Raw genomic sequence first — 20,062 nt, 5'->3', positions numbered from 1 at the left:
AGGTAGAGATCTGTATATGATTCTGAAAGTTGATATATTTCGATAGTGGAGGGCCTGCAACCAGGCTATGGGGCATCGACCTATATTGGCACACTCGCAAACGGTAAGCACGTTTGCTAGGCCCAATGATGAGTCTTGGGCCCATGACAGAGAGTCTTGGTATGAATAATCAACGCCGAAAAAAAGCGTGGCAATAAGCCTGATCGTTGCGCTTGGAATAGCAATGATAGGCACGTCACCCGCTATCGCAGGTGAAAAATCTGGGAAATCCTGGGAGGCTCAGATAGGTACGACCGCGCCTCTTACGGCGGACCTCTCGGATTATGACAACGTGACCGTCACACCCGAAGAAGAACGAGCTTTCATTGAGCAGTCGGCAAAAGAATTTGCGGAATTGGATGCTACGGGAGGTGTCACGCTTCCTGACGGTTCTTTCTACAGGATGGACGTAGATCAACTTGTTCAGAAACTCGCTATGGCTGAAGATGGTTTGAGCGTCAGTTCAAGCCAGATCGCTGCCGGAGGTCAAATAGGTCGTGCTGCCGTATCCTGGGATTGGAATTCCTTCGGCTCGTGTGTTGCGAAAGAAATGGGAATCAAAGCCGCAGTTGAGCTTGCCAAAGTATTCGCAGAACCAAAAGTGCGCAAGGCACTCAAGAGTAAGCAGTGGCGGAAAGCTTCATCAATTGCTTACGAAAGACTTAAAAAAATTTCTCCTAAGGTTGCCAAACTGATCATCAAGAAGGCGGCAAATTCAGTGCTTCCCGGTGGCATCGTGACGGTCATCGCAATACCGGTAGGAAAATGTGCTATTAAGGAACTTTTCTAACTCCTGAAGGGATAGACGAATGAAAGATTTTTTCCGGTCGTTGTCGAAAAGAGCAACTGCGATTCTCATTGCTGTTGTGATACTCGTCCTGATTGCAGTGCCAACGGCATTGTTGTCTGGGCTCCTCAGCGGAGTATTCGAAAGTCCTGCTGAGGGCATTCGCGTATTCTTCATTATGGTTGGTGCTGGCGTGCTATTCCTGATTGTCGAATTGTTCATCGAGAACGGCCGCGAACGCAGGAAGAAGAAAGCGTCATCAGCCCAAAAATGAACTAAGCTTCGAGACTTGGATTAGCCACAAGGCTATAACCGAGCTGTGGGGCATGGCAACGATATTCCATCGTTGGCATGCCCCTTTGATCATTTTTAGCAGTTTGCCCAGCGGCTAAGAGCGATGTAGGACAACGAGAGGTCAGCGTCGATTTGGCAACCGGCATGCGGGACCCGGGAATTCCTGGGCCGGTTACTGGGCGGGGCGGGTGGTGGAGGAACGCACAATCAGCCGATGATCCAATTCATGGGCCTGTGCCGGCTCTTCACCGCGAATCGCACGCAGCAGCATGGCAACCGCCAGCTGCCCTTGTTCATGCGGCCGCTGCTCCACCGTGGTCAAGCCAAAGAGCTCGGCAAGATCGTGGTTATCCACGCCGATTACCGACAGGTCGCGAGGCAATTGCAAGCCCAGATCGCGGGCGGCCAGAATCGCGCCGACTGCCATCTCATCGCTGGCGGCAAAGACCGCGGTAGGCCGGGAAGCAGGATTGCCCAGCAGCTGCTTGGCCACCGCATAGCCCTGGGTCATGGAGAAATCGGCGCTCACGATCAGCGACTCATCGATAGGCAACCCTGCCTGCTCCAGCGCCTGCTCGTACCCGGCGCGGCGGTGGGTGGGAATCATGAAGTCCACATCGGTTTCCGCGTTGCCGCCAATAAAGCCAATGCGTTCATGGCCCAAAGAAATCAGGTGCCCGGTGGCCAGAGCCGAAATCGCTTCATCATTCACGTGCAGCGTTGGCACCCCTGGAAGCGGGCCGCCGACGCCAACCAATGGCTTGTCCACAGCCAGCAAGGCTTGGACCTCCTCATCGGCTAATTCGACGTTGACCGCGATTACCGCGTCAACGCGCTGGCGCAGCAGGAAATCGGAGAAGATCTTCTCGCGCTGGGCACGGTCCTGGGTCAGCTGGTAAAGGGTGGTGTCGTAGCCCTCATCCATCAGCCGGCTGGAAATGCCTTCCAGCACGCAGGCATAGAACCAGTGGTTGATCACCGGAACGAGCACACCGATATTGCGGGTGCGCCCCGAAGCCAGACCGGATGCAGAGGAAGAGACCACGTAGCCCAATTCGGCGGCGGCGCGCTGCACTGCCTCCTGCGCGGCAGCTGAGACCGAACCACGTCCAGATAATGCTCGTGAGACGGTGGCAATGGATACTCCAGCGGCTTGTGCGACGTCTTTGATCCCGGCCACTTCTCTTCCTTCCTTCACGGGCGAAGCCGTGGCTGGGGGAAACGCTTCCCATAGCCACGGCTACTGCCCAACAATACCCGGTGCGGCTGCTGCCGGTACTTTCAGTTACCGACTAGTCCAGCTGGAACCAGATGGTGGTTTCGCCCGGAATCATTCCAGCTTCGGCCGAATCCAGCTCCTGGCTGCGCACCAGCTCGGTGGCTGCCTGCGCCTCAGCTGGCAATGGCAGCGGGGTCTGTGCGTAATTGGCTACCACCAGCACGTTGCCGTTGGCGAAGGCCAGGACATCGTCCTCGGTGCCTTCGACCCAGTTCAGCGAACCGGTGCCCAGTGCGTGATCCTGGCGCAGCTGCAGCAGGCGGCGGTACAGGTTCAGCGTGGAGGACTTGTCATCAACCTGCGCGTCGCGGGCGTAGGAATCCCAGTTCGCTGGCTGCGGCAACCAGCTTTCGCCGCTGTCACTGAAGCCATAGGCAGGCTTGCGGCTTTCCCATGGAAGCGGCACACGGCAACCGTCACGGCCATAGCGTTCGCCGTTGGTACGGAACCAGGTTGGGTCCTGGCGTGCTTCATCTGGCAGGTCGATGGCTTCTGGCAGACCCAGTTCCTCGCCCTGGTAGATGTAGGCGCCACCCGGAAGGGCAAGCATCAGCGAGCTCGAAGCACGCGCACGGCGCAAGCCGACTTCAGGTGCTGGCAGGTTTGGAGTGCGCGGGCCGATGCCATCACCCTGCGGGTTATCGGCGCTCAAGGCCAAACGGGTGGCGTGGCGCACCACGTCATGGTTGGAGAGCACCCAGGTGCTCGGGGCTCCGACCTTGCCGAATTCTTCCAGGGACTCATCGATGGTGTGGCGGATCTGCTGGGCATCGAAGTCGCAGGAGAGGTACGGGAAATTGAATGCCTGGTGCATTTCGTCATTGCGAACCCACTTGGCCATCAAGGACAGGGGGTTGACCCAGGCCTCGGCGCAGAGCACGCGATTGCCCTCGTATTCGTCCATGACTTTGCGCCAGTCGCGGTAGATCTCGTGCACGCCTTCCTGGCCCCACCATGGAGCCAGTTCCTCGGTGCCGCCCATGGATGCGGCGGTGGGGTCCGGGGTGAAGTCCGGAAGCCCATCGGCCTTGATCAATCCGTGGGCCACGTCGACGCGGAAGCCATCGGTGCCGCGGTCCAGCCAGAAGCGCAGGACATCGCGGAACATTGCGCGTACTTCCTCGTTGTGCCAGTTGAAGTCCGGCTGCGAGGAATCGAAGATGTGCAGGTAGGACTGGCCGGTGCTGCCATCAGCATTTTTGGTTTCGGTCCACATCGGGCCGCCGAAGACGGATTCCCAGTTATTCGGGTGGCCGGTTTCCGGGGTGTCCTTGAAGACGAAGCGATCGCGTTCAGGAGAGCCCGGAGCTGCCTTGAGTGCGGCCTGGAACCATGGGTGCTGGTCCGAGCAATGGTTAGGGACCAAGTCGATGATGACGCGCAACCCCAGTTCGTGGGCTCGGGCCACCATCGTGTCGAAGTCTTCCAAGGTTCCGAACAGCGGATCAATGTCGCAGTAGTTCGAGACATCGTAGCCGCCGTCCTTCTGCGGGGACGTGAAGAATGGCGAGAGCCAAATGGCGTCGACCGAAAGCTGAGCGATGCTTTCCAGGCGCTGGGTGATGCCACGCAGGTCGCCCATGCCATCGCCATTGGAATCGGCGAAGGAACGCGGGTAGATCTGGTAGATCACCGAGGAGCGCCACCACTGGGAATCTTCGGGCTGCACAGGGGAATCTGCTGTGGAAGGAATTGAAGTCATGACGGTAACGATAAATGATTCCACGGAGAATGTAAACGTTTGCAATTTTTCTTGCAGATTGACCTCGATGTGAGGTCTTGATCTATATTCACTGGGTGTTTAAAACTGATTTCATCGGCGTTCTTGTCAATTTCCATGATCTGTGACACGCTGTAAACGCTTACAACAAATGTGTAGCTCGCATCACACTTAGACCCGACCGGCGAAAAAGCGGAACACGCTGCCAGACAGGTCCCTCAGGACGCAGTTGTCACGAAAGGACATCCCATGAAGGTGAATAAGAACCCTTGGCTTCTCGGCGGAGCGCTCACGGCCATTGCCGCACTCTCGCTCACCGCTTGCGGCGGGTCTGGCTCCAACGCGCCAGCAGCTTCCTCCAGCCCCGCAGCGGCTGAATCCTCGCCAGCTGCGGCCTCCGGCGGCAAGCTGACCGTCTGGGTCGATGCCAACCGCGAGCCAGTGCTCAAGGAAGCGGCAGCTGACTTCGCGAAGCAGTCCGGGGTCAAGGTTGACCTCGTGATCAAGGACTTCTCCAAGATCCAGGAAGACTTCCTGCGCCAGGTTCCAACCGGCAAGGGACCGGATATCACCATCGGTGCCCACGACTGGCTGGGCAACCTGGTCAACAACGGCGTAGTCCAGCCAGTTGAGCTGGGCGACAAGGCCGGCGAATTCCAGGACGTCGCCGTGAACGCGATGAGCTACGAAGGCAACACCTACGGCGTTCCCTACGCCACCGAGAACCTGGCCCTGCTGCGCAATGCGGATCTGGTCAAGGAAGCTCCCAAGACCTTCGATGACATGATTGCCGCCGGCGAAAAGGCCGACACCGAATTCCCATTCCTGGTCCAGGTCACTGACGTAGGCGATCCATTCCATGCCTACCCATTCCAGACCTCCTTCGGCGCACCGGTCTTCGGCACCGATGAGTCCGGGGCCTACGACCCGGCAGACCTGCAGATCGGCAATGAAGACGGCATTGAATTCGCCAAGTGGCTGGCTGAAGAAGGCGAAGAAGGCAACCTGAAGACCTCCATAGATGGCGATATCGCCAAGGAGAAGTTCGTCTCCGGAGACTCGCCGTTCTTCCTGACCGGACCATGGAACGTTGAAGCAGTTGAAGATGCTGATATCAACCTGGAAATCGATCCGATCCCGTCGGCCGGTGGCGAAGAAGCCCAGCCATTCGTAGCAGTCCAGGGCTTCTTCGTTTCGGCGAAGACCGAGAACCTGCTGGCAGCTACCGAGTTCCTGACCAACTACATCGGTAACGAAGAAGTCCAGACCGAACTGTACGAAGTGGGCAACCGTCCGCCAGCAAACAAGGCAGCTTTCGAAGCCGCGAAGTCCGATGAAACCATCGCCGCTTTCGGTGAAGTTGGCGCCAACGGCGTGCCCATGCCGAACATCCCGGAAATGGCTGCCGTGTGGGAGTTCTGGGGCGTAGCCGAGGCTGAGATCATCACCGGCAAGGCTGATCCAGCTAAGCGCTGGAAGCAGATGACCGAAGATATCGAAAAGGCCATCTCCAAGTAGTACCGCCTGCCACCAGGCCCAATATTCAGTGCTGGAGCCCGAAGGAAAGCCTTTTGGCTCCAGCACCATGAATTCACCAGCACCATCTGCACTTGATCGACAGGGACATCTTCACGATGACAAAGACTGCCCGCCAGGGCGCGCAATCCGGCACCGAGACCCAGAAGCCGCCGCTCTCGCCAACAGCCCGGCGTTTCGCCAACTCCACCAATACTTCGGTTGGCGCCATGCTCGCCAAGATCATCCTGGTGGCGATCGTTGATGCGACCGCAGTGTTCGCGATCTTCACCGCCTTGGGACGCGAAGCCTGGGTGATCGCCTCGGTTATCGCGGTGACTACCGTGGCTATCAACGTGGTCTACTTCAAGCGCGGCTGGTTGCCGGCAAAGTACCTGCTGCCGGGCACCATTTTCCTGCTGATCTTCCAGGTGTTCGTCATCGGCTACACCGGGTACATTGCCTTCACCAACTACGGTTCAGGGCATAACTCGGACAAGGACGATGCAATCAGCGCCTTGCTGCAGTCCAACCAAAACCGCGTCGAAGGATCGGCCGGCTACCCGGTGTCCATCCTTGAGGGGCAGGACGGGCTGGCCATGCTCATCGAGCGCGATGGCCAGCAGCTGCTTGGCGATGCCGATGAACCATTTGCCCCGGTAGACCCGGCGGGACTGGGGGACTACAGCGAATTGGCTTTCGCCGATTTGCTGGGGCGCCAGCAGGAAGTGACGTCGCTGACCGTTCCCTTCACCGAGAACCCGGCAGATGGCACCTTGCGCACCAGCGATGGCCGCACCGCCTACCAATACACCTCGTCCATCAAATACGACGAGGCCGCCGACACCATGACCGACAAGGCCACCGGTGTGGTGTACAAGGACACCGGAGTCGGCGCCTACACCGCCGAAGACGGCTCGCAGCTGATGCCCGGCTGGTCCATCAACGTCGGATTCGATAACTTCACTCGGGCGATCACCGATTCCTCGATTCGCAACGCGCTGTTCTCGGTCACCGTGTGGACTTTTGCCTTCGCGTTCCTCTCGGTCGCCACCACCTTCTTCCTGGGACTGTTCCTGGCGATTGTCTTCAATGACATGCGCATGAAGGGACGGAAGATCTACCGCGTCATCTCGATCCTGCCCTACGCATTCCCTGCGTTCCTCGGCGGCCTGGTCTGGGCTGGCATGCTCAACCGCGACTTCGGATTCGTGAACCAGGTGCTCTTCGGCGGGGCCGAAATCCCCTGGCTGACCGATCCCTGGCTGGCGAAGTTCTCGGTGCTCTGGGTGAACCTGTGGCTGGGCTTCCCATACATGTTCCTGGTGTGCACCGGAGCCTTGCAGTCCATCCCCAATGAACTCTCCGAGGCGGCCACCATTGACGGTGCCAAGCCTTTCCAGATCTTCCGCCTGATCAAGCTGCCGTTGCTGCTGGTCTCGGTCGCGCCGCTGCTGATCAGCTCCTTCGCGTTCAACTTCAATAACTTCAACGTGATCTACATGCTCACCGAGGGCGGCCCGCGCTTGCAGGATGCGGGATTGAACGTGGGTTCCACCGACATCCTGATTTCCATGGTCTACAAGGTGGCGTTCGTTGGCTCCCAGCGTGACTACGGGCTGGCCAGCGCGTTCTCCATCATCATCTTCGTGATCGTCGCCATCATCTCGATCATCAGTTTCAAACAGACCAAGGCACTAGAGGAGCTGAACTAATGAGCACCGAAATCATCGGGAAGGAAGCAGGCAGTGCACCGGCACCGCGTGCACCACGCCAGAGCTTTGGCAAATGGTTCACTTCCACCGGCTGGCGGCACCTGATCGGTGTGGCGCTGTGCATCTACGCGGCCTTCCCGCTGCTCTATGTACTCTCCGCGTCGCTGAACCCCAACGGCACCTTGCTCTCCTCCAATGGCTTCTTCAGCACCATCGGCTTCAACAGCTATGTGGAGCTGTTCCAAAATGAGCAGCGTCCCTTCGGCGCCTGGTTCGTGAACACCTTGGTGATCGGCTTGACCACGGCGGCTGCCTCGGTGTTCCTCGGAGCCCTGGCCGCCTACAGTTTCTCGCGCATGCGCTTCACCGGACGCCGCTTTGGCCTGGTCAGCTTGCTGGTCGTGCAGATCTTCCCGCAGCTGCTGGCCGTGGTGGCAATCTTCATCCTGCTGTCCTCCCTGGGCGATGTCTTCCCTGTCTTGGGCATTGATAACCAGATCGCACTGATCATGGTGTATCTCGGTGGCGCACTGGGTGTGAACACTTACCTGATGTACGGATTCTTCAACACCGTCCCGGTGGAAATCGATGAGGCGGCAAAGATCGATGGTGCAGGCCATGCCCGCATCTTCTTCACCATGATCCTGCGCCTGGTCGCTCCGATCCTGGCTGTTGTCGGGTTGTTGTCTTTCATCTCCAGCACCTCGGACTTCGTGATCGCCTCGGTCATCCTGGTCTCCCCTGAAAACCAGACCCTGGCGGTGGGCCTGTACTCCTACGTTTCCGAGGAGTTCACCTCAAACTGGTCGGTGTTCGCCGCCGGTGCGGTGCTCGCCGCGATCCCGGTGATGGCGCTGTTCCTTTTCCTGCAGAAGTACATCGTTGGCGGGCTGACCGCAGGGGCCGGAAAATAGGCGCCTGCCGATCGCCCTGAAAAGGGACTGCCACGTGATGGGACACTGCAAACGCGGTGTCCCATCCGCCTTCGCGAAACTGGCCGGTCCACCGCGTAAAGTAAGCCCCATGAAGTCACGCCTTCCCCGAGCCTCGCGCAAATATGTGGAGCAGCTGCGCCACGAGTTGAGCCACCTGACTCCTGCGGAACGAAATAAGATCATCGAGCAGACCCGAGCAAAAATCCACAAGCTCCCGGGGCGTGGCCGCACCCAGGTTGAGCTGATCGAACAGCTGGGAACCGCGGGCATGCGCGCGGCGAAATTCCAGCGCACCGCACCCGAGGCGCTCCAGGTGCGCAGCGGCAAGGAATTCCTGAACCGCATCCTCGGCTGGCCGATCCTCGCCTTCGCGCTGCTCACCACCGTAGTGGTGTACTTCGGCCCCATTGCGGCACCGGGAAACGCCGGCGACTGGACGCCCTTCGCCGACGGCGCGAACGGGGGACTAGCGCGGCTCGAAGCGCTGGTCGGAGCGCAGGTGATCTGGGTGGCGATCCTGCCGGTGCTGCTCAGCGTGGTGGGCCTTTACCTGCAGAACATTTTCTCCACGGTCATCGGGTTGCTTGGCGCGAGCTTCATGACGCTCGTGGTGGTCGTGGGGTCCTCGGGCATCGGACTCTTCTTCCTGCCCATCACCGTGCTGCTCTGGGCGCAGGTGCTCACTCCACTGATCATGATGCGCGGCTCCATGGCCCGGCCCGGCCCGCTGTGGCTGATCGCCGGGGCATTGCTCGTGCTGGCCACCGGGGTCTGGGTGGTTTCCGCGGGGCTGCGCACCAGTGAGCTGAACGGCTGGCTGATCATCGGTCCGGCGAGCCTGCTCGGCCTGCTCGCGGTGCTGCTGCCCACCCGCCAATGGTGGGCGCACATCCTCTTGGTCAGCGTCGGCATTCTGGTGATCGCCGCCGGCCTGGTCGCCGCGTTCAACTCCATCGGCTCGCTGGCGCTCATCGGCCCATGGGCTTCCGGAGGCGTCGCGTTCGCCGTAGGGCATCTGGCGCTCGCCGGAAATCTCTGGCACGAGCGGGCACGCAAGCTGCTGGCGCTGTATTAGACCCATTGTTGCGATAAAAACCGGTAGGCCGGCGAGATACCGAAAGCGGGCGCTGTCTAGGCCTAGACTGTTGCTATGAGCGAAGCCACAAACCAGCCACCGGAGATTTCTGCAAAGCGCGGGCGCGGCCGCCCACGCAAGGATTCCAACTGGACCACATTCGCCCGCGAGGATCTGGTCGAACGGGCGCTGTCCATCGCCGGGGACGAAGGCTTCGCGGCGGTGACCATGCACCGCCTGGCCGCCGAGTTCAACGTGACCCCGCGCGCGCTCTACAACTACGTCAAGGACCGCCAGGAAATCATCAACCTCGCGGTGGAGCTCTTCTTGGACAAGGCGCCGCTGATCGATTTTGATCCGGCGCACTGGCAGGCGAGCGTACGCATGGCCTATGCCGAATCGCGCCGGCTCCATCGGGCGTTCCCGCGGGCCTCACTGGTGGGCATGGAGGAAAACGTCAATGTGACCATCGGTCCACGGCATGCGCTGCTGGTTGAGAGATTGCTCCAGTTCTACGTAGATATCAACTTGCCGCTGAACACCGCGGTCACCATGGTTCGCGCACTGGAACAGGATGTGCTCGGCTTCGGGCTGCGCTTCGACTACACCTATGACCGGCTGCCCGAAGAGCATAAAGAACTTGTCACCCGCGTGATGCCAGAATCGCGGCTGGATGCCGCCGCGCAGGTGGCCGCGCCGCAATGCCGCGCGGCGCTGCAGCTGCCCGGCCAAACCAGCGACGAAATGTTCGAGGACCTGATCGAACTGCGCATCATCGCGATCGAAGCAATCCTGGCCAAGAACGTGGCCTCCCACTAGGGAATAAGTTCTCGACTCCGTGCGCTGAACTACTTGTGCACGCCATCCGGCCACCGCCGCTGGCGCAGCTAAATCGTGGAAAGTTGGACTATGCCCGAGCGATCTTTGACGGTACCGGAACCGCTGTCGTCCGGCGCGCGCTGGCGACTGCTCTGGGTGCTGCTGGCGACCATGTTCATGTCCCTGGTCAGCGTCAGCATCGTGAACGTGGTGCTGCCATCGATCGAGACCACCCTCGGTGCCTCCGAAGCCGATATGCAGTGGGTGCTGGCCGGCTACGCGCTGACCTTCGGTGTGGTGCTGGTGGCCGCCGGCCGTGCCGGAGACGTGCTGGGCCGCGGCGTGGTGTTCGTTGCCGGCGTGGTCATCTTCACGCTCTCATCCATCCTCGCTGGCCTGGCGCCGGACCCAACGAGCCTGAACATTGCCAGATTCATTATGGGCTTGGGATCCGGGCTGCTCAACCCGCAGGTGATGGGCATGATCCAGCAGCATTTCAAGGGCCCCGAACGCGGACGCGCCTACGGGCTGCTCGGTACCGTCATCGGCGTCTCCGTGGCGATCGGCCCGGTGCTCGGCGGCTTCCTCATCGGCTGGCTCGGCCCCGATGCCGGGTGGCGCTGGACCTTCTTGATCAACGTACCGGTGGGCATCATCGCCGTGCTCTTGGCCCTGCTGTGGCTTCCCCGACCGCTGCTCGTGCGCGGCACCGGAAAGCTGGATCTGGACCCGGTGGGCGGCATATTGCTGGCGGCCGGCCTTCTCGCCTTCCTGCTGCCTTTTGTGCAGGGGCGCGAAAACCCCGCCCTGTGGGCGCTGCTCGTCGTGGGCCTGGGGATCTTGGTCTTCTGGGTGCACTGGGAGAAGAAGTACAAGGCGCGCGGACGCGCCCCGATGGTCGAGTTGTCCTTGTTCAAGATTTCCAGCTTCACCAACGGAAGCCTGATCGCCGGGCTGTACTTCATGGGAGTCAGCAGCGTCTGGGTTCTGGTGGCCATCTATGTGCAAAGCGCGCTGGACTTCAGCGCCCTGCAGGCGGGGCTGATCTGCCTGCCGGCGGCCTTGCTCTCGGCAGTCAGTTCCCAGCTGGCGGGAAACTACGTGATGAGTGTCGGACGCAAGCTGATCGTCTTCGGCGCCGGCAGCGCGTTGTTCGGCCTGCTGGCCACGATTATGGTGGTGGAGCTCGAAGCACGGGGTCTGCTCAACATCTGGTGGATGATGCTCTCGCTGGCCTTCATCGGCATCGCGCAGGGATTCATTATTTCCCCGAACCAGACCTTGACGCTGATGGAAGTTCCCGTGGAAAACTCCGGCAGCGCCGGAGGGCTCATGCAGACCTCGCAGCGTGTCGGCACCGCAGTGGGCCTGGCAATGATCACCGCGATCTTCTACGGTGTGAACCATCTGTCCGGCTGGACCAACGCGATGAGCTTCTCCTTCGTAGCCATCGCGCTGCTGGTGCTGATCACCATGTTTGTCGCCATTATCGATCAGCGCAAAGGGCACCGGGACCTGATCTCGATCGCCTAAGCGACCGCTCGAAAGCGCTGCTGCCGGCTTCATCGGCTTGCTGCTGAAGTTCAACTTTGTGGAGGCCTCGATCACCCCGGGTCGGGTGATGGCAGCTGTCGTGCGTGCTCAACTTGTTGCGCGCAGGAGGGCGAGCGCTTGTTGCTCGCTGGTGGCATCGAATCGGTCGTAGAACCGGCCCACGGCGCCAAAATACTGCGGGAGGTGCAACGCGAAGTACTCATCACAGAATTCGGCCAATTCCTCGGGCGACGTTGCCGGGGCCACCGGCACGGCGGCGATCAGCCGGTGGGCGCCGAGCCGGTGGGCGAGCAGCAGGGCCGCCTTCATCGTGGCCCCGGTGGCCAGCCCGTCGTCGCATAGGACGAGGGTGGCTCCTGCTAGCGGGGGAGCGTAGTCGGCGAAGACCCGTGCTAGCCGGTCGGCCTCGGTGCGGGCGCGGCCTTCCACCTTCTCCACCGTGGACCGTCCGAAGTCGGCGAGCACCTGGGCATGGATCGCGGGGTTGAGGTAGGTTGCGAGGCTGCCGCGATAGCTGGCCAGCGCGCCGAAGGCCGTCTCGGCAAAGCCCGGAACCCCCAATTTGCGCACCGTCATCGCGGCCACCGGGGCACCTAACGCCTCGGCGACCTCGGCGGCGATCGGCACTCCTCCGCGCAGCAAGCCGGCGACCAGGTAGTTTGCCGGCGGCAGGTTGCTGGCGAGCCGAACTCCCAGCTGCCTGCCGGCATCGTGGCGATCGGCGAACATCGGTGCTGCTTCGGTACCCATCCTCTTAGTCTGCGCGCTTCTGGCCAAGGGCGAAAGGGGGCCGAAAGAACGGGCGAAGAAGTCCTTGCGCCCCGGGCGCAGCCGGCCAAGCTGGGCAATCCATCGGGGTGTGCCGGGTGCGGGCCACGAATTATTGCTACTTCGTTGGATCGCCGCCCGCCTCGTTCTACGCTGGGACTATGAAGCGATTTCTAGCAGTTCTAGTGATGCCGCTCCTTGCGGTGAGCCTTGCCTCCTGCGCCGGTAGCTCCGGGGCGGGCGCGGACCCTGCCGGGCTCTGGGGCGAGCAGGCGCAGGGCAGTCCGTGGCTTGAGCTGGCCGAGGATGGAATGGTGTCGGGCAACGATGGCTGCAATCGGATCGCCGGGCAATGGAGCGAGGCCGACGGCGAGATCCGCTTCGAGCAGCTGAGCAGCACCAAGATGTATTGCCCGGGAATCGACCCGTGGTTGGCTTCCGCGGTGGCCGCCCAGGTCTCGGGCGATAATATGCTCGTCCTGGACGCGGATAATGCGGAGGTCGGCACGCTGAAACGCGGTGAGTAGCCAAGGGCCCAAGCGGCGGCAAAAAGCCTCAGGGGAGGATCCGAAATGGATCCTCCCCTGAGGCTTTGCGTGGTGCGGGAAAACTAGATGGTTCGGAAACCGGTGACCATCGGGCAATCGAATGGGTCGCGGGCCGAGAGGCCAACCTTGTTCAGGTAGGTGATGACCTGGGAGTAGGACTCACGCACGGTGGCGATGGTGTACGGAACCTGGTGGTCCTCGCAGTACTGGCGTACGATCTTGGACACGGCAGCCAGGTTGGCGCGTGGCATCGACGGGAACAGGTGGTGCTCCACCTGGTAGTTCAGCCCGCCATAGACATGCGACAGGATGCGGTTGCCCCAGGTGGACTTCGCCATGATGTTACGCCCGGTCAGAACCTGCCGGGAGAAGAAGTCGATGCGTGCGGTCTGCGGAATCATGGGCATGCCCTTGTGATTCGGTGCGAAAGACGCACCCATGTAGACGCCGAAGACTGCCAGCTGTACGCCGATGAAGGCGAAGGCCATGCCGATTGGCAGGAAGTAGAAGATCGCGGCCAGGTAGATCACGATGCGCAGCGCGATGGAGAACATTTCACGTTTGCGGTTTTTCACCCGGTTCGCGCGGAACAGGTACTTGATCGAGAGCATGTGAAGGTTGAGGCCTTCCATGGTCAGCAGCGGGAAAAACAGGTATCCCTGACGCTCGGTGATCCACTTGAGCACACCACGCTGGCGCTTGGCATCTTCGGTCTGGAACGAGATGGTGTCCCACTCGATATCCGGGTCCTTGCCGATGGTGTTCGGTGTGGCGTGGTGCTTATTGTGCTTGTTCATCCACCACTGGTAGCTGATGCCGACCACAATGTTGGCCAGGAACTGGCCCAGCTTGTCATTGCCCTTTGACGAAGTCAGGATCTGGCGGTGCGCCGCTTCGTGGGCGAGGAAGGCGAATTGGGTCAGCAAGAGGCCCAAGGCGCCGGCCATAAGCAGCTGGAACCAACTGTCTCCCAGCAGGACGAATCCGGCAATCGTGCCGCCCAGCAGGACGGTTAAGACGATCGCCACGCCGAGGTAGTGGCCGCGGCGGCGCTGGACCAAACCGGCATCGGCGACGAGCTTCTTCACGTGGAAGAAGCTTTTCGGATCACCGGGTTTGACCGAAGGTGACGTGGACTCCATGACTGAACTGCTACTCATGTAAATATCCTTGGGGTATAGGCGTCGACCTTACAGTCGAAAGAACTGAAAAACTCGGCTCCCATATTTAAAAGCTTACGTTGAATATCTGTGAACTGACTGTCCGGCGGGCAGAATTCCGAATTGTTTCGATCGTATTTGCTGCCTAAGCCAGTGGCAAGAGGACCGCGCCCGGTCAGTGGCGCACGGTGAGCTGGCCGTCGGAGATTTCCCAGCGCGCGTCCAAACGAACATTTTCCAGCATCCGTCGATCGTGGGTGACCAGCAGCAGCGCGCCTTCGTAGCTTTCCAGCGCCGCTTCGAGCTGTTCGATGGCGGGCAGATCGAGATGGTTGGTGGGCTCGTCGAGCACCAGCAGGTTCACCCCGCGCGCCTGCAGCAGCGCCAAGCCGGCCCTGGTGCGTTCCCCGGGGGAGAGCGCGCCGACCAGGGCGGCCGAATGGTTGGCCTTCAACCCGAATTTCGCCAGCAGGGTGCGTGCATCGGCCGAGGTCATCTCGGGCACGGCATTTTCGAAGGCGGTGCCCAGGGGCAGCTCTTCAGGCAGGTAGCTGCGCGCCTGGTCGATCTCGCCGATGGCTACCGAGGTGCCCAGCGTCGCGGTGCCCGAATCCGGGGTCAGCTTGCCCAGCAGCAGGTTCAGCAGCGTGGATTTTCCGGCGCCGTTGGGTCCGGTGATGCCGATCTTCTCCCCGGCGTTCAGCTGGATGGACAGCGGGCCGAAGCTGAAATGCCCGCGCTCCAAAGCGACCTCGTTGAGCGTGGAGACCACGGAGGAGGAGCGCTCGGCCGCGGCGATCTCGAACTGCAGCACCCATTCCTTGCGCGGTTCGGCCACCTCTTCCAGGCGCTTGATCCGCGATTCCATCTGGCGCACCTTCTGCGCCTGCTTCTCGGAGGACTCGTTGGAGGCCTTGCGGCGCAGCTTGTCGTTGTCCGGGTTCTTCTTCATCGCGTTGCGCACTCCCTGGGAGGACCATTCGCGCTGGGTGCGGGCCCGGGAGACCAGATCGGCCTTCTTGCCGGCGAACTCCTCGTAGGCCTCGCGGGCATGGCGGCGGTTGATCTCGCGTTCCTCCAGATAGGAGTCGTAGCCGCCCTCGTAGACCGCGACCTGGTTCTGCGCCAGATCCAGCTCCACGATGCCGGTGGTGCAGCGGGCCAGGAATTCGCGGTCGTGGGAGACCAGCACGACGCCCGCGCGCAGCGAGGTGATAAAGCTTTCCAGACGCTGCAGTCCGGCCAGGTCCAGATCGTTGGTGGGTTCGTCGAGCAGCACCAGATCGAAGCGCGAGAGCAGCAGGGCGGCCAACGCGATGCGCGCCACCTGCCCGCCGGACAGCGCGGTCATCAGCGAGTCGATGGGCAGCTCGAAGCCGAGCTCCGCCAGCACGCCCGGGGCGCGGTCCTCCAGGTCCATGGCCCCGGAGGCCATCCAGTGCTCGAAGGCCACCGCATAGGCGTCATCGGCCCCGGGATCCCCGGAGCCCAGCGCCTCGGCGGTGGCTTCCATGGCGGCGGTGGCCTGCGCGCAGCCGGTGCGGCGGGCCAGGTACGCGGCGATGGATTCGCCGGCGATCCGCTCGTGCTCCTGCGGCATCCAGCCGATGAACGCGCCGTCCGGGGCGGTGGATACGCTCCCGACCATCGGCTCGTCGACCCCCGCCAGCAGCCGCAGCAAGGTCGTCTTGCCGGCGCCATTGGCGCCCACGATGCCATAGACCTCTCCGGGGGAGAGCGTGAAGCTGAGATTGGAGAAGAGGGTTCGATCGGCGTGGCCCCCGGCAAGGTCCTTGGCCACCAGTGTTGCAGTCATGGCTTCAAGTTTAGGTTCTTCTCGCCGCGCGCTCGCGCACGCCCCTAGCGTTGGTTGGCGAAGGCCTGGGAAATCTGCGCGGCGGTGTGGGCCACCAGCGCTCCGTGGTCCGCGCCGGGGGAGACCGCGCAGCGCGAGAGCGGCATGGCCAGGCAGATGGAGGCCACCACGTGGTCTTTCTGGGTGATCGGCGCGCTGACCGAGCCGAGGCCCGGGGTGCGCAGTCCCACCGATTCCACCCAGCCGTTGGCTTCCACCGCGGAAATGGCCGCGGCATCGAAGGCCAGCAGCCGGCCGCTGGAGCCGTGGGGCAGGGCCAGGCTGGCGCCGACGGGCAGGGTGGCTTTCAGCTCGTGCCGCGAGTCGACCGAGGCGACGCAGACGCGCGAGTCTCCGCGGCGGATCCACAGCTGCGCGGTCTCCCCGGTGGTGTCGCGCAGCTCGGTCAGGTAGCTGAGCCCCACGATTTCCAGGCGGCTGCGCACAAAGCGCCGGCCGAGGCTGAAGCTGCCCGAGGGTTCGCGGCGCAGGAAGTCGTATTCGGCCAGATTCAGCGCCAACCGGTGTGCGGTGGAGGTTGACAGCCCGGTGCGTCGGGCTAATTCGCTGGCCGTGGCGTCGCCGAATTCCAGCGCGTCAAGAATCAGGCAGATGCGGTCGAGCTGGCGGTTTGCGGTGGTCTCGGACAAGTGCTTGGCCTTTTCACTGGAGGGAAATACCGTCCCGGTCGGCGGTTATTGCCACTTGGAGGTAACTAGTTCCTACTGTATGGGAAATCGAGGGGTGCAATCAAGAGCGGAAATGCCGCGCTACGGGCTGGTGATTCCCCTCACCCCCTGCTATCGTGTTCCCACTAAATAGCAACAATTTCCCATAAGGTGGGAATGATCGTCGAAGGCAGGAAAGTTATGGCGCAGTACGAAATTTCGGTGATCCCCGGCGACGGGATCGGCCCCGAGGTCCTAGACTCCGCACTGACGGTGCTCGGCGAATGCGAAAAGCAGTTCGACCTGAAGCTGAATTACACCACCTATGACTTCAGCGCCGACCTCTACCGACGCACCGGACGCAAGATCACCGCGGCGGACATGGACGTGATAGGCGAAACCGATGCGGTGCTCTTCGGTGCCATGGGACTTCCTAGCGTGCGCGACGAGCACGGCCTGGAGCTCGGCGCCCAGGTGGAAATGCGCGCGCACTACAAACTCTTCGCCAGCCTGCGCCCGGTGAAGCTCTTCGCCGGGGTGCCTACCGCGGTGAAGGCCGAAAGCGTGGACATGCTGGTCATCCGCGAGACCTCCGAGGGGATGTTCGCCGGGCTCCACGATGCCCACGAGCCCAGCGATGAGCAGGCCTCCGACCGGATGACCATAACCCGCGCCACCTGCGAGAAACTCTTCGACGTGGCCTTCGCCGAGGCCCGCGCCCGGCGCACGCGCGGCACCCCGGGACGGGTCACCCTGCTGCACAAGTCCAATGCGCTGCGCAGCAATGTGCTGATGGAGAAGGTCTTCGACGAGGTGGCCGCGAAGAACACCGACATCGAGAGCAACAAGTTCTACATCGATGCCGGCTCGATGTACCTGGTCACCGATCCGGAACGCTTCGACGTGATCGTCAGCGAGAACATCTTCGGCGACATCACCTCGGAGATCGCCGCCGGGCTGGTCGGCGGGCTGGGCGTGGCCCCCTCGGCCGATGTGAGCCTGAGCCACGGGGTCTTCCAGCCCTCGCACGGCAGTGCCCCGGATATCGCCGGGACCGGCATCGCCAACCCGATCGCGATGATACTCTCCGCCGCGATGATGCTGAACTGGCTTGGCGAACGCCGCGCAGATGCCGCCTGCCTGCAAGCCGCACGCCACATCAACGAAGCGGTGGAACAGGTGCTGGCCAGCGGGCCGCGCACCAAGGACATCGGCGGCACCGCCAGCACCGGACAAGTCACCGACGCGGTGCTCCAGGCATTGAAGTCCACCGCCAAGCTATCCACCCAGAGCTTCTAGAAAGGTACGGAAGATGAATCAGAAGGTACTTTTTCTGAACCCGCTGAAGGACTACATCGACGGGCTGGAACGCTCCACTCCGGCGGGGTTCCAGCTGACCGTGCTGCCCGCCGGCACCTCGGTCCAGCGCATGTGCCGCGAAGCGGCGGAAGCCGACTTCATTATCGCGGGCATCGAAATCCCCGAAGAAGTCTTCCGGGCCGCGGGAAAGGCGAAGTTCATCCAGTACATGAGCTCCGGCTACGGGCAATTGCCCTTGGAGGTGCTCAACGACCTGGGCATTCCCGTCGCGCAGATGAAAACCCACTCGATCTCCGTCGCCGAGCACGCGCTCACCCTGATCCTCACCCTGCTGCGCCGCATCCCGGCCTCCACCGCGGCGCTGCGCGAAGGCAAATGGCGTCAAGACCTGGACGAAGCCTCCTACTCGGAGCTCTACGGCAAGACCGTGGGCATCGTGGGGCTGGGAAATATCGGGCGCTGGGTGGGCAAGGTGGTGCATCACGGTTTCGGGGCGAACGTGGTCTTCTACGACAACGCCGAAATCCCGCTGACCGTCTCCGAGCTGATCTCCGCCAAGCAGGTCTCGCTCGATGAACTGCTGCGCGTCTCGGACGTCGTCTGCGTGAATCTTCCGCTGAACGCCGACTCGGAGAAGCTGATCGGCCGCGAAGAACTGGCCAAGATGAACGCGCGCAGCGTGCTGGTCAACGTCGGGCGCGGCGAGGTGATCGATGAGGAAGCGCTGATCCAGGCGCTGCGCGAAGGGCGAATCGCCGGAGCCGGACTGGACGTGTTCGCAAGCGAGCCACTGAGCCTGAACAGCGAACTGCTGGAGCTTCAGAGCGTGCTCTGCACCCCGCATATGGCCGGTGTGGGCTGGGAAAACGTGGCGCGGCGCATCGAGACCGTGTGGGAGAACCTCGATGCGGTGTTGCGTGGGGAGGTCCCGCGTGGGGTGATCACGGCGACCAAGCGTGCGCCGGAGATCCAAGCGGTTTAGCGGCCGCAAGGCCAACGATCAATTGGCCGTTGGCAATGGTGGCACAACTTGAAGCGGGGGTGCCGCCGGGCATCCGGCGGCACCCCCGATTGCCGCGGATCAGCTGCCGCGGATCAGTTCGGCGCAGCGCTCACCGATCATCATCACCGTGAGATTCGGATTCACCGTCACCAACTCCGGCATCACCGACGCATCGGCCACCCGCAACCCGGACACCCCCTTAACCCGCAGCTGAGGATCCAACGGCGACATCACATCCTCCACAGCCCCCATCCGCACCGACCCGGCCGGATGATACACGGTGTTATGCGTGCGCTTGAGGTAATCGAAGATCTCCGCATCGGACTGCACACCCTGGCCCGGGAACTGCTCCACCCCAGCCCAACCGGCCATCGCCGGCTGCCCGATGATCTCCCGGGCCTTGCGGATCCCGGCGATCATCACCCGCGCATCATGGCCCTGGACGTCGGTGAAATAACGCGGATCGACCTTCGGCTTGTCACGGAAATCGCAGCTGCGCAACCGCACCGTACCCCGGGATTTGGCATGCGTAACATTCGGAGTCAGACAGAAGGTGTTCTCCCCGGTCGGATACCCCTGGCGCAGGGTATGCATATCAAAAGGCACCGACCCGTAGTGGAACATCAGATCCGGACGATCCAGCCCCTGCACCGTGGGGGTGAAGATCCCGATCTCCCACCACTGGGTGGAAGTTTCCACCATGGGCTGCTTCGCCTCCCACTGGATCACCCCTTCGGGGTGGTCCTGCAGATGCTCGCCCACCCCCGGCGCGTCGAGGAGCACCTCGACGCCCACCGACTCCAGATGCTCGGCCGGACCGATCCCCGAAAGCATCAGCAGCTTCGGCGAATCGATCGCCCCGGCCGAGAGGATCACCTCGCGGGCCGCGTGCAGCGTGGTAGTGCGCCCGAACGCCCCGTCGACCACGTCCACCCCGGTGCAGCGCTTGCCCGCATCGAAGTTCAGCTTCCGCGCCTGCAGCCCGGTGAGCAGCGTGAAGTTCTCCCG

18 protein-coding genes are annotated in these 20,062 nt (G+C 62.0%); 11 read left to right on the top strand and 7 right to left on the bottom strand.

Features of this window, described 5'->3' with window-relative positions:
- Positions 1-187 precede the first annotated feature (187 nt).
- Together CIK76_RS04330 and CIK76_RS04325 are read left to right on the top strand one after the other, a co-directional pair.
- Entirely contained in the window at positions 188-829 is a 642-nt protein-coding gene (locus tag CIK76_RS04330) for a hypothetical protein (protein WP_141393455.1), read from the top strand.
- A gap of 19 nt (positions 830-848) precedes the next feature.
- Positions 849-1,100: a hypothetical protein gene (locus tag CIK76_RS04325; protein ID WP_096283820.1), complete on the top strand. Its 252-nt coding sequence runs from the start codon at positions 849-851 to the stop codon at positions 1,098-1,100.
- Between the two features lie 192 nt (positions 1,101-1,292).
- On the opposite strand, the gene CIK76_RS04320 is transcribed toward CIK76_RS04325, so the two are convergent.
- Positions 1,293-2,300, bottom strand: coding sequence for a LacI family DNA-binding transcriptional regulator (locus CIK76_RS04320; protein ID WP_096283818.1), 1,008 nt, complete (start codon positions 2,298-2,300; stop codon positions 1,293-1,295).
- A gap of 112 nt (positions 2,301-2,412) precedes the next feature.
- Positions 2,413-4,101, bottom strand: coding sequence for an alpha-amylase family glycosyl hydrolase (locus CIK76_RS04315; protein WP_255248342.1), 1,689 nt, complete (start codon positions 4,099-4,101; stop codon positions 2,413-2,415).
- Positions 4,102-4,368: 267 nt separating this feature from the next.
- Here CIK76_RS04315 and CIK76_RS04310 point away from each other — a divergent pair, with 267 nt between their 5' ends.
- The 6 genes from CIK76_RS04310 to CIK76_RS04285 all read left to right on the top strand — a co-directional run bounded on the left by CIK76_RS04310 (position 4,369) and on the right by CIK76_RS04285 (position 11,711).
- A complete protein-coding gene (locus CIK76_RS04310) occupies positions 4,369-5,637 on the top strand; it encodes a maltose ABC transporter substrate-binding protein (protein ID WP_096283816.1) in 1,269 nt (422 codons plus the stop codon).
- Between the two features lie 116 nt (positions 5,638-5,753).
- Positions 5,754-7,349, top strand: coding sequence for an ABC transporter permease subunit (locus CIK76_RS04305; RefSeq protein ID WP_096284248.1), 1,596 nt, complete (start codon positions 5,754-5,756; stop codon positions 7,347-7,349).
- Positions 7,349-8,263 (top strand): sugar ABC transporter permease, encoded by a 915-nt coding sequence (locus CIK76_RS04300; RefSeq protein ID WP_096283814.1) that lies wholly within the window; start codon positions 7,349-7,351, stop codon positions 8,261-8,263. The genes CIK76_RS04305 and CIK76_RS04300 overlap by 1 nt, the downstream gene beginning before the upstream one ends.
- A 109-nt stretch (positions 8,264-8,372) precedes the next feature.
- Positions 8,373-9,359, top strand: coding sequence for a hypothetical protein (locus tag CIK76_RS04295; protein ID WP_141393454.1), 987 nt, complete (start codon positions 8,373-8,375; stop codon positions 9,357-9,359).
- A 75-nt stretch (positions 9,360-9,434) separates the two neighbouring features.
- The gene (locus CIK76_RS04290; RefSeq protein WP_096283810.1) at positions 9,435-10,178 is read left to right on the top strand and encodes a TetR family transcriptional regulator; all 744 of its coding nucleotides are present in this window, start codon (positions 9,435-9,437) and stop codon (positions 10,176-10,178) included.
- Between the two features lie 90 nt (positions 10,179-10,268).
- Positions 10,269-11,711 carry an MFS transporter gene (locus CIK76_RS04285; RefSeq protein WP_096283808.1) on the top strand — a complete coding sequence of 481 codons (1,443 nt, stop codon included), beginning with the start codon at positions 10,269-10,271 and terminating at the stop codon, positions 11,709-11,711.
- A 108-nt stretch (positions 11,712-11,819) separates the two neighbouring features.
- On the opposite strand, the gene CIK76_RS04280 is transcribed toward CIK76_RS04285, so the two are convergent.
- Entirely contained in the window at positions 11,820-12,482 is a 663-nt protein-coding gene (locus CIK76_RS04280; protein WP_096283806.1) for a phosphoribosyltransferase family protein, read from the bottom strand.
- Between the two features lie 179 nt (positions 12,483-12,661).
- On the opposite strand from CIK76_RS04280, the gene CIK76_RS04275 reads away from it, so the two are divergent.
- A complete protein-coding gene (locus CIK76_RS04275; protein WP_096283804.1) occupies positions 12,662-13,027 on the top strand; it encodes an META domain-containing protein in 366 nt (121 codons plus the stop codon).
- A gap of 83 nt (positions 13,028-13,110) precedes the next feature.
- On the opposite strand, the gene CIK76_RS04270 is transcribed toward CIK76_RS04275, so the two are convergent.
- The 3 genes from CIK76_RS04270 to CIK76_RS04260 form a co-directional block, all read right to left on the bottom strand.
- Positions 13,111-14,208 (bottom strand): acyl-CoA desaturase, encoded by a 1,098-nt coding sequence (locus CIK76_RS04270; RefSeq protein ID WP_096283802.1) that lies wholly within the window; start codon positions 14,206-14,208, stop codon positions 13,111-13,113.
- 175 nt (positions 14,209-14,383) lie between these two features.
- Entirely contained in the window at positions 14,384-16,024 is a 1,641-nt protein-coding gene (locus CIK76_RS04265) for an ABC-F family ATP-binding cassette domain-containing protein (RefSeq protein WP_096283800.1), read from the bottom strand.
- A gap of 44 nt (positions 16,025-16,068) precedes the next feature.
- The gene (locus CIK76_RS04260; RefSeq protein WP_096283798.1) at positions 16,069-16,713 is read right to left on the bottom strand and encodes a helix-turn-helix domain-containing protein; all 645 of its coding nucleotides are present in this window, start codon (positions 16,711-16,713) and stop codon (positions 16,069-16,071) included.
- 219 nt (positions 16,714-16,932) lie between these two features.
- On the opposite strand from CIK76_RS04260, the gene CIK76_RS04255 reads away from it, so the two are divergent.
- Positions 16,933-18,030 (top strand): isocitrate/isopropylmalate dehydrogenase family protein, encoded by a 1,098-nt coding sequence (locus tag CIK76_RS04255; RefSeq protein ID WP_096283796.1) that lies wholly within the window; start codon positions 16,933-16,935, stop codon positions 18,028-18,030.
- Between the two features lie 13 nt (positions 18,031-18,043).
- Positions 18,044-19,033 (top strand): NAD(P)-dependent oxidoreductase, encoded by a 990-nt coding sequence (locus CIK76_RS04250; RefSeq protein WP_096283794.1) that lies wholly within the window; start codon positions 18,044-18,046, stop codon positions 19,031-19,033.
- A gap of 99 nt (positions 19,034-19,132) precedes the next feature.
- Here the strand turns inward: CIK76_RS04250 and CIK76_RS04245 are convergent.
- A partial coding sequence (locus CIK76_RS04245) for a GMC oxidoreductase (RefSeq protein ID WP_176484081.1) occupies positions 19,133-20,062 on the bottom strand: 930 nt, incomplete at its 5' end.

The organism is Glutamicibacter sp. BW80 (genome assembly GCF_002332385.1).
Taxonomy (GTDB): Bacteria; Actinomycetota; Actinomycetes; order Actinomycetales; family Micrococcaceae; genus Glutamicibacter.
Note: the sequence above shows the minus strand (reverse complement) of the source record. Positions and strands in the feature narration are given on the sequence as shown.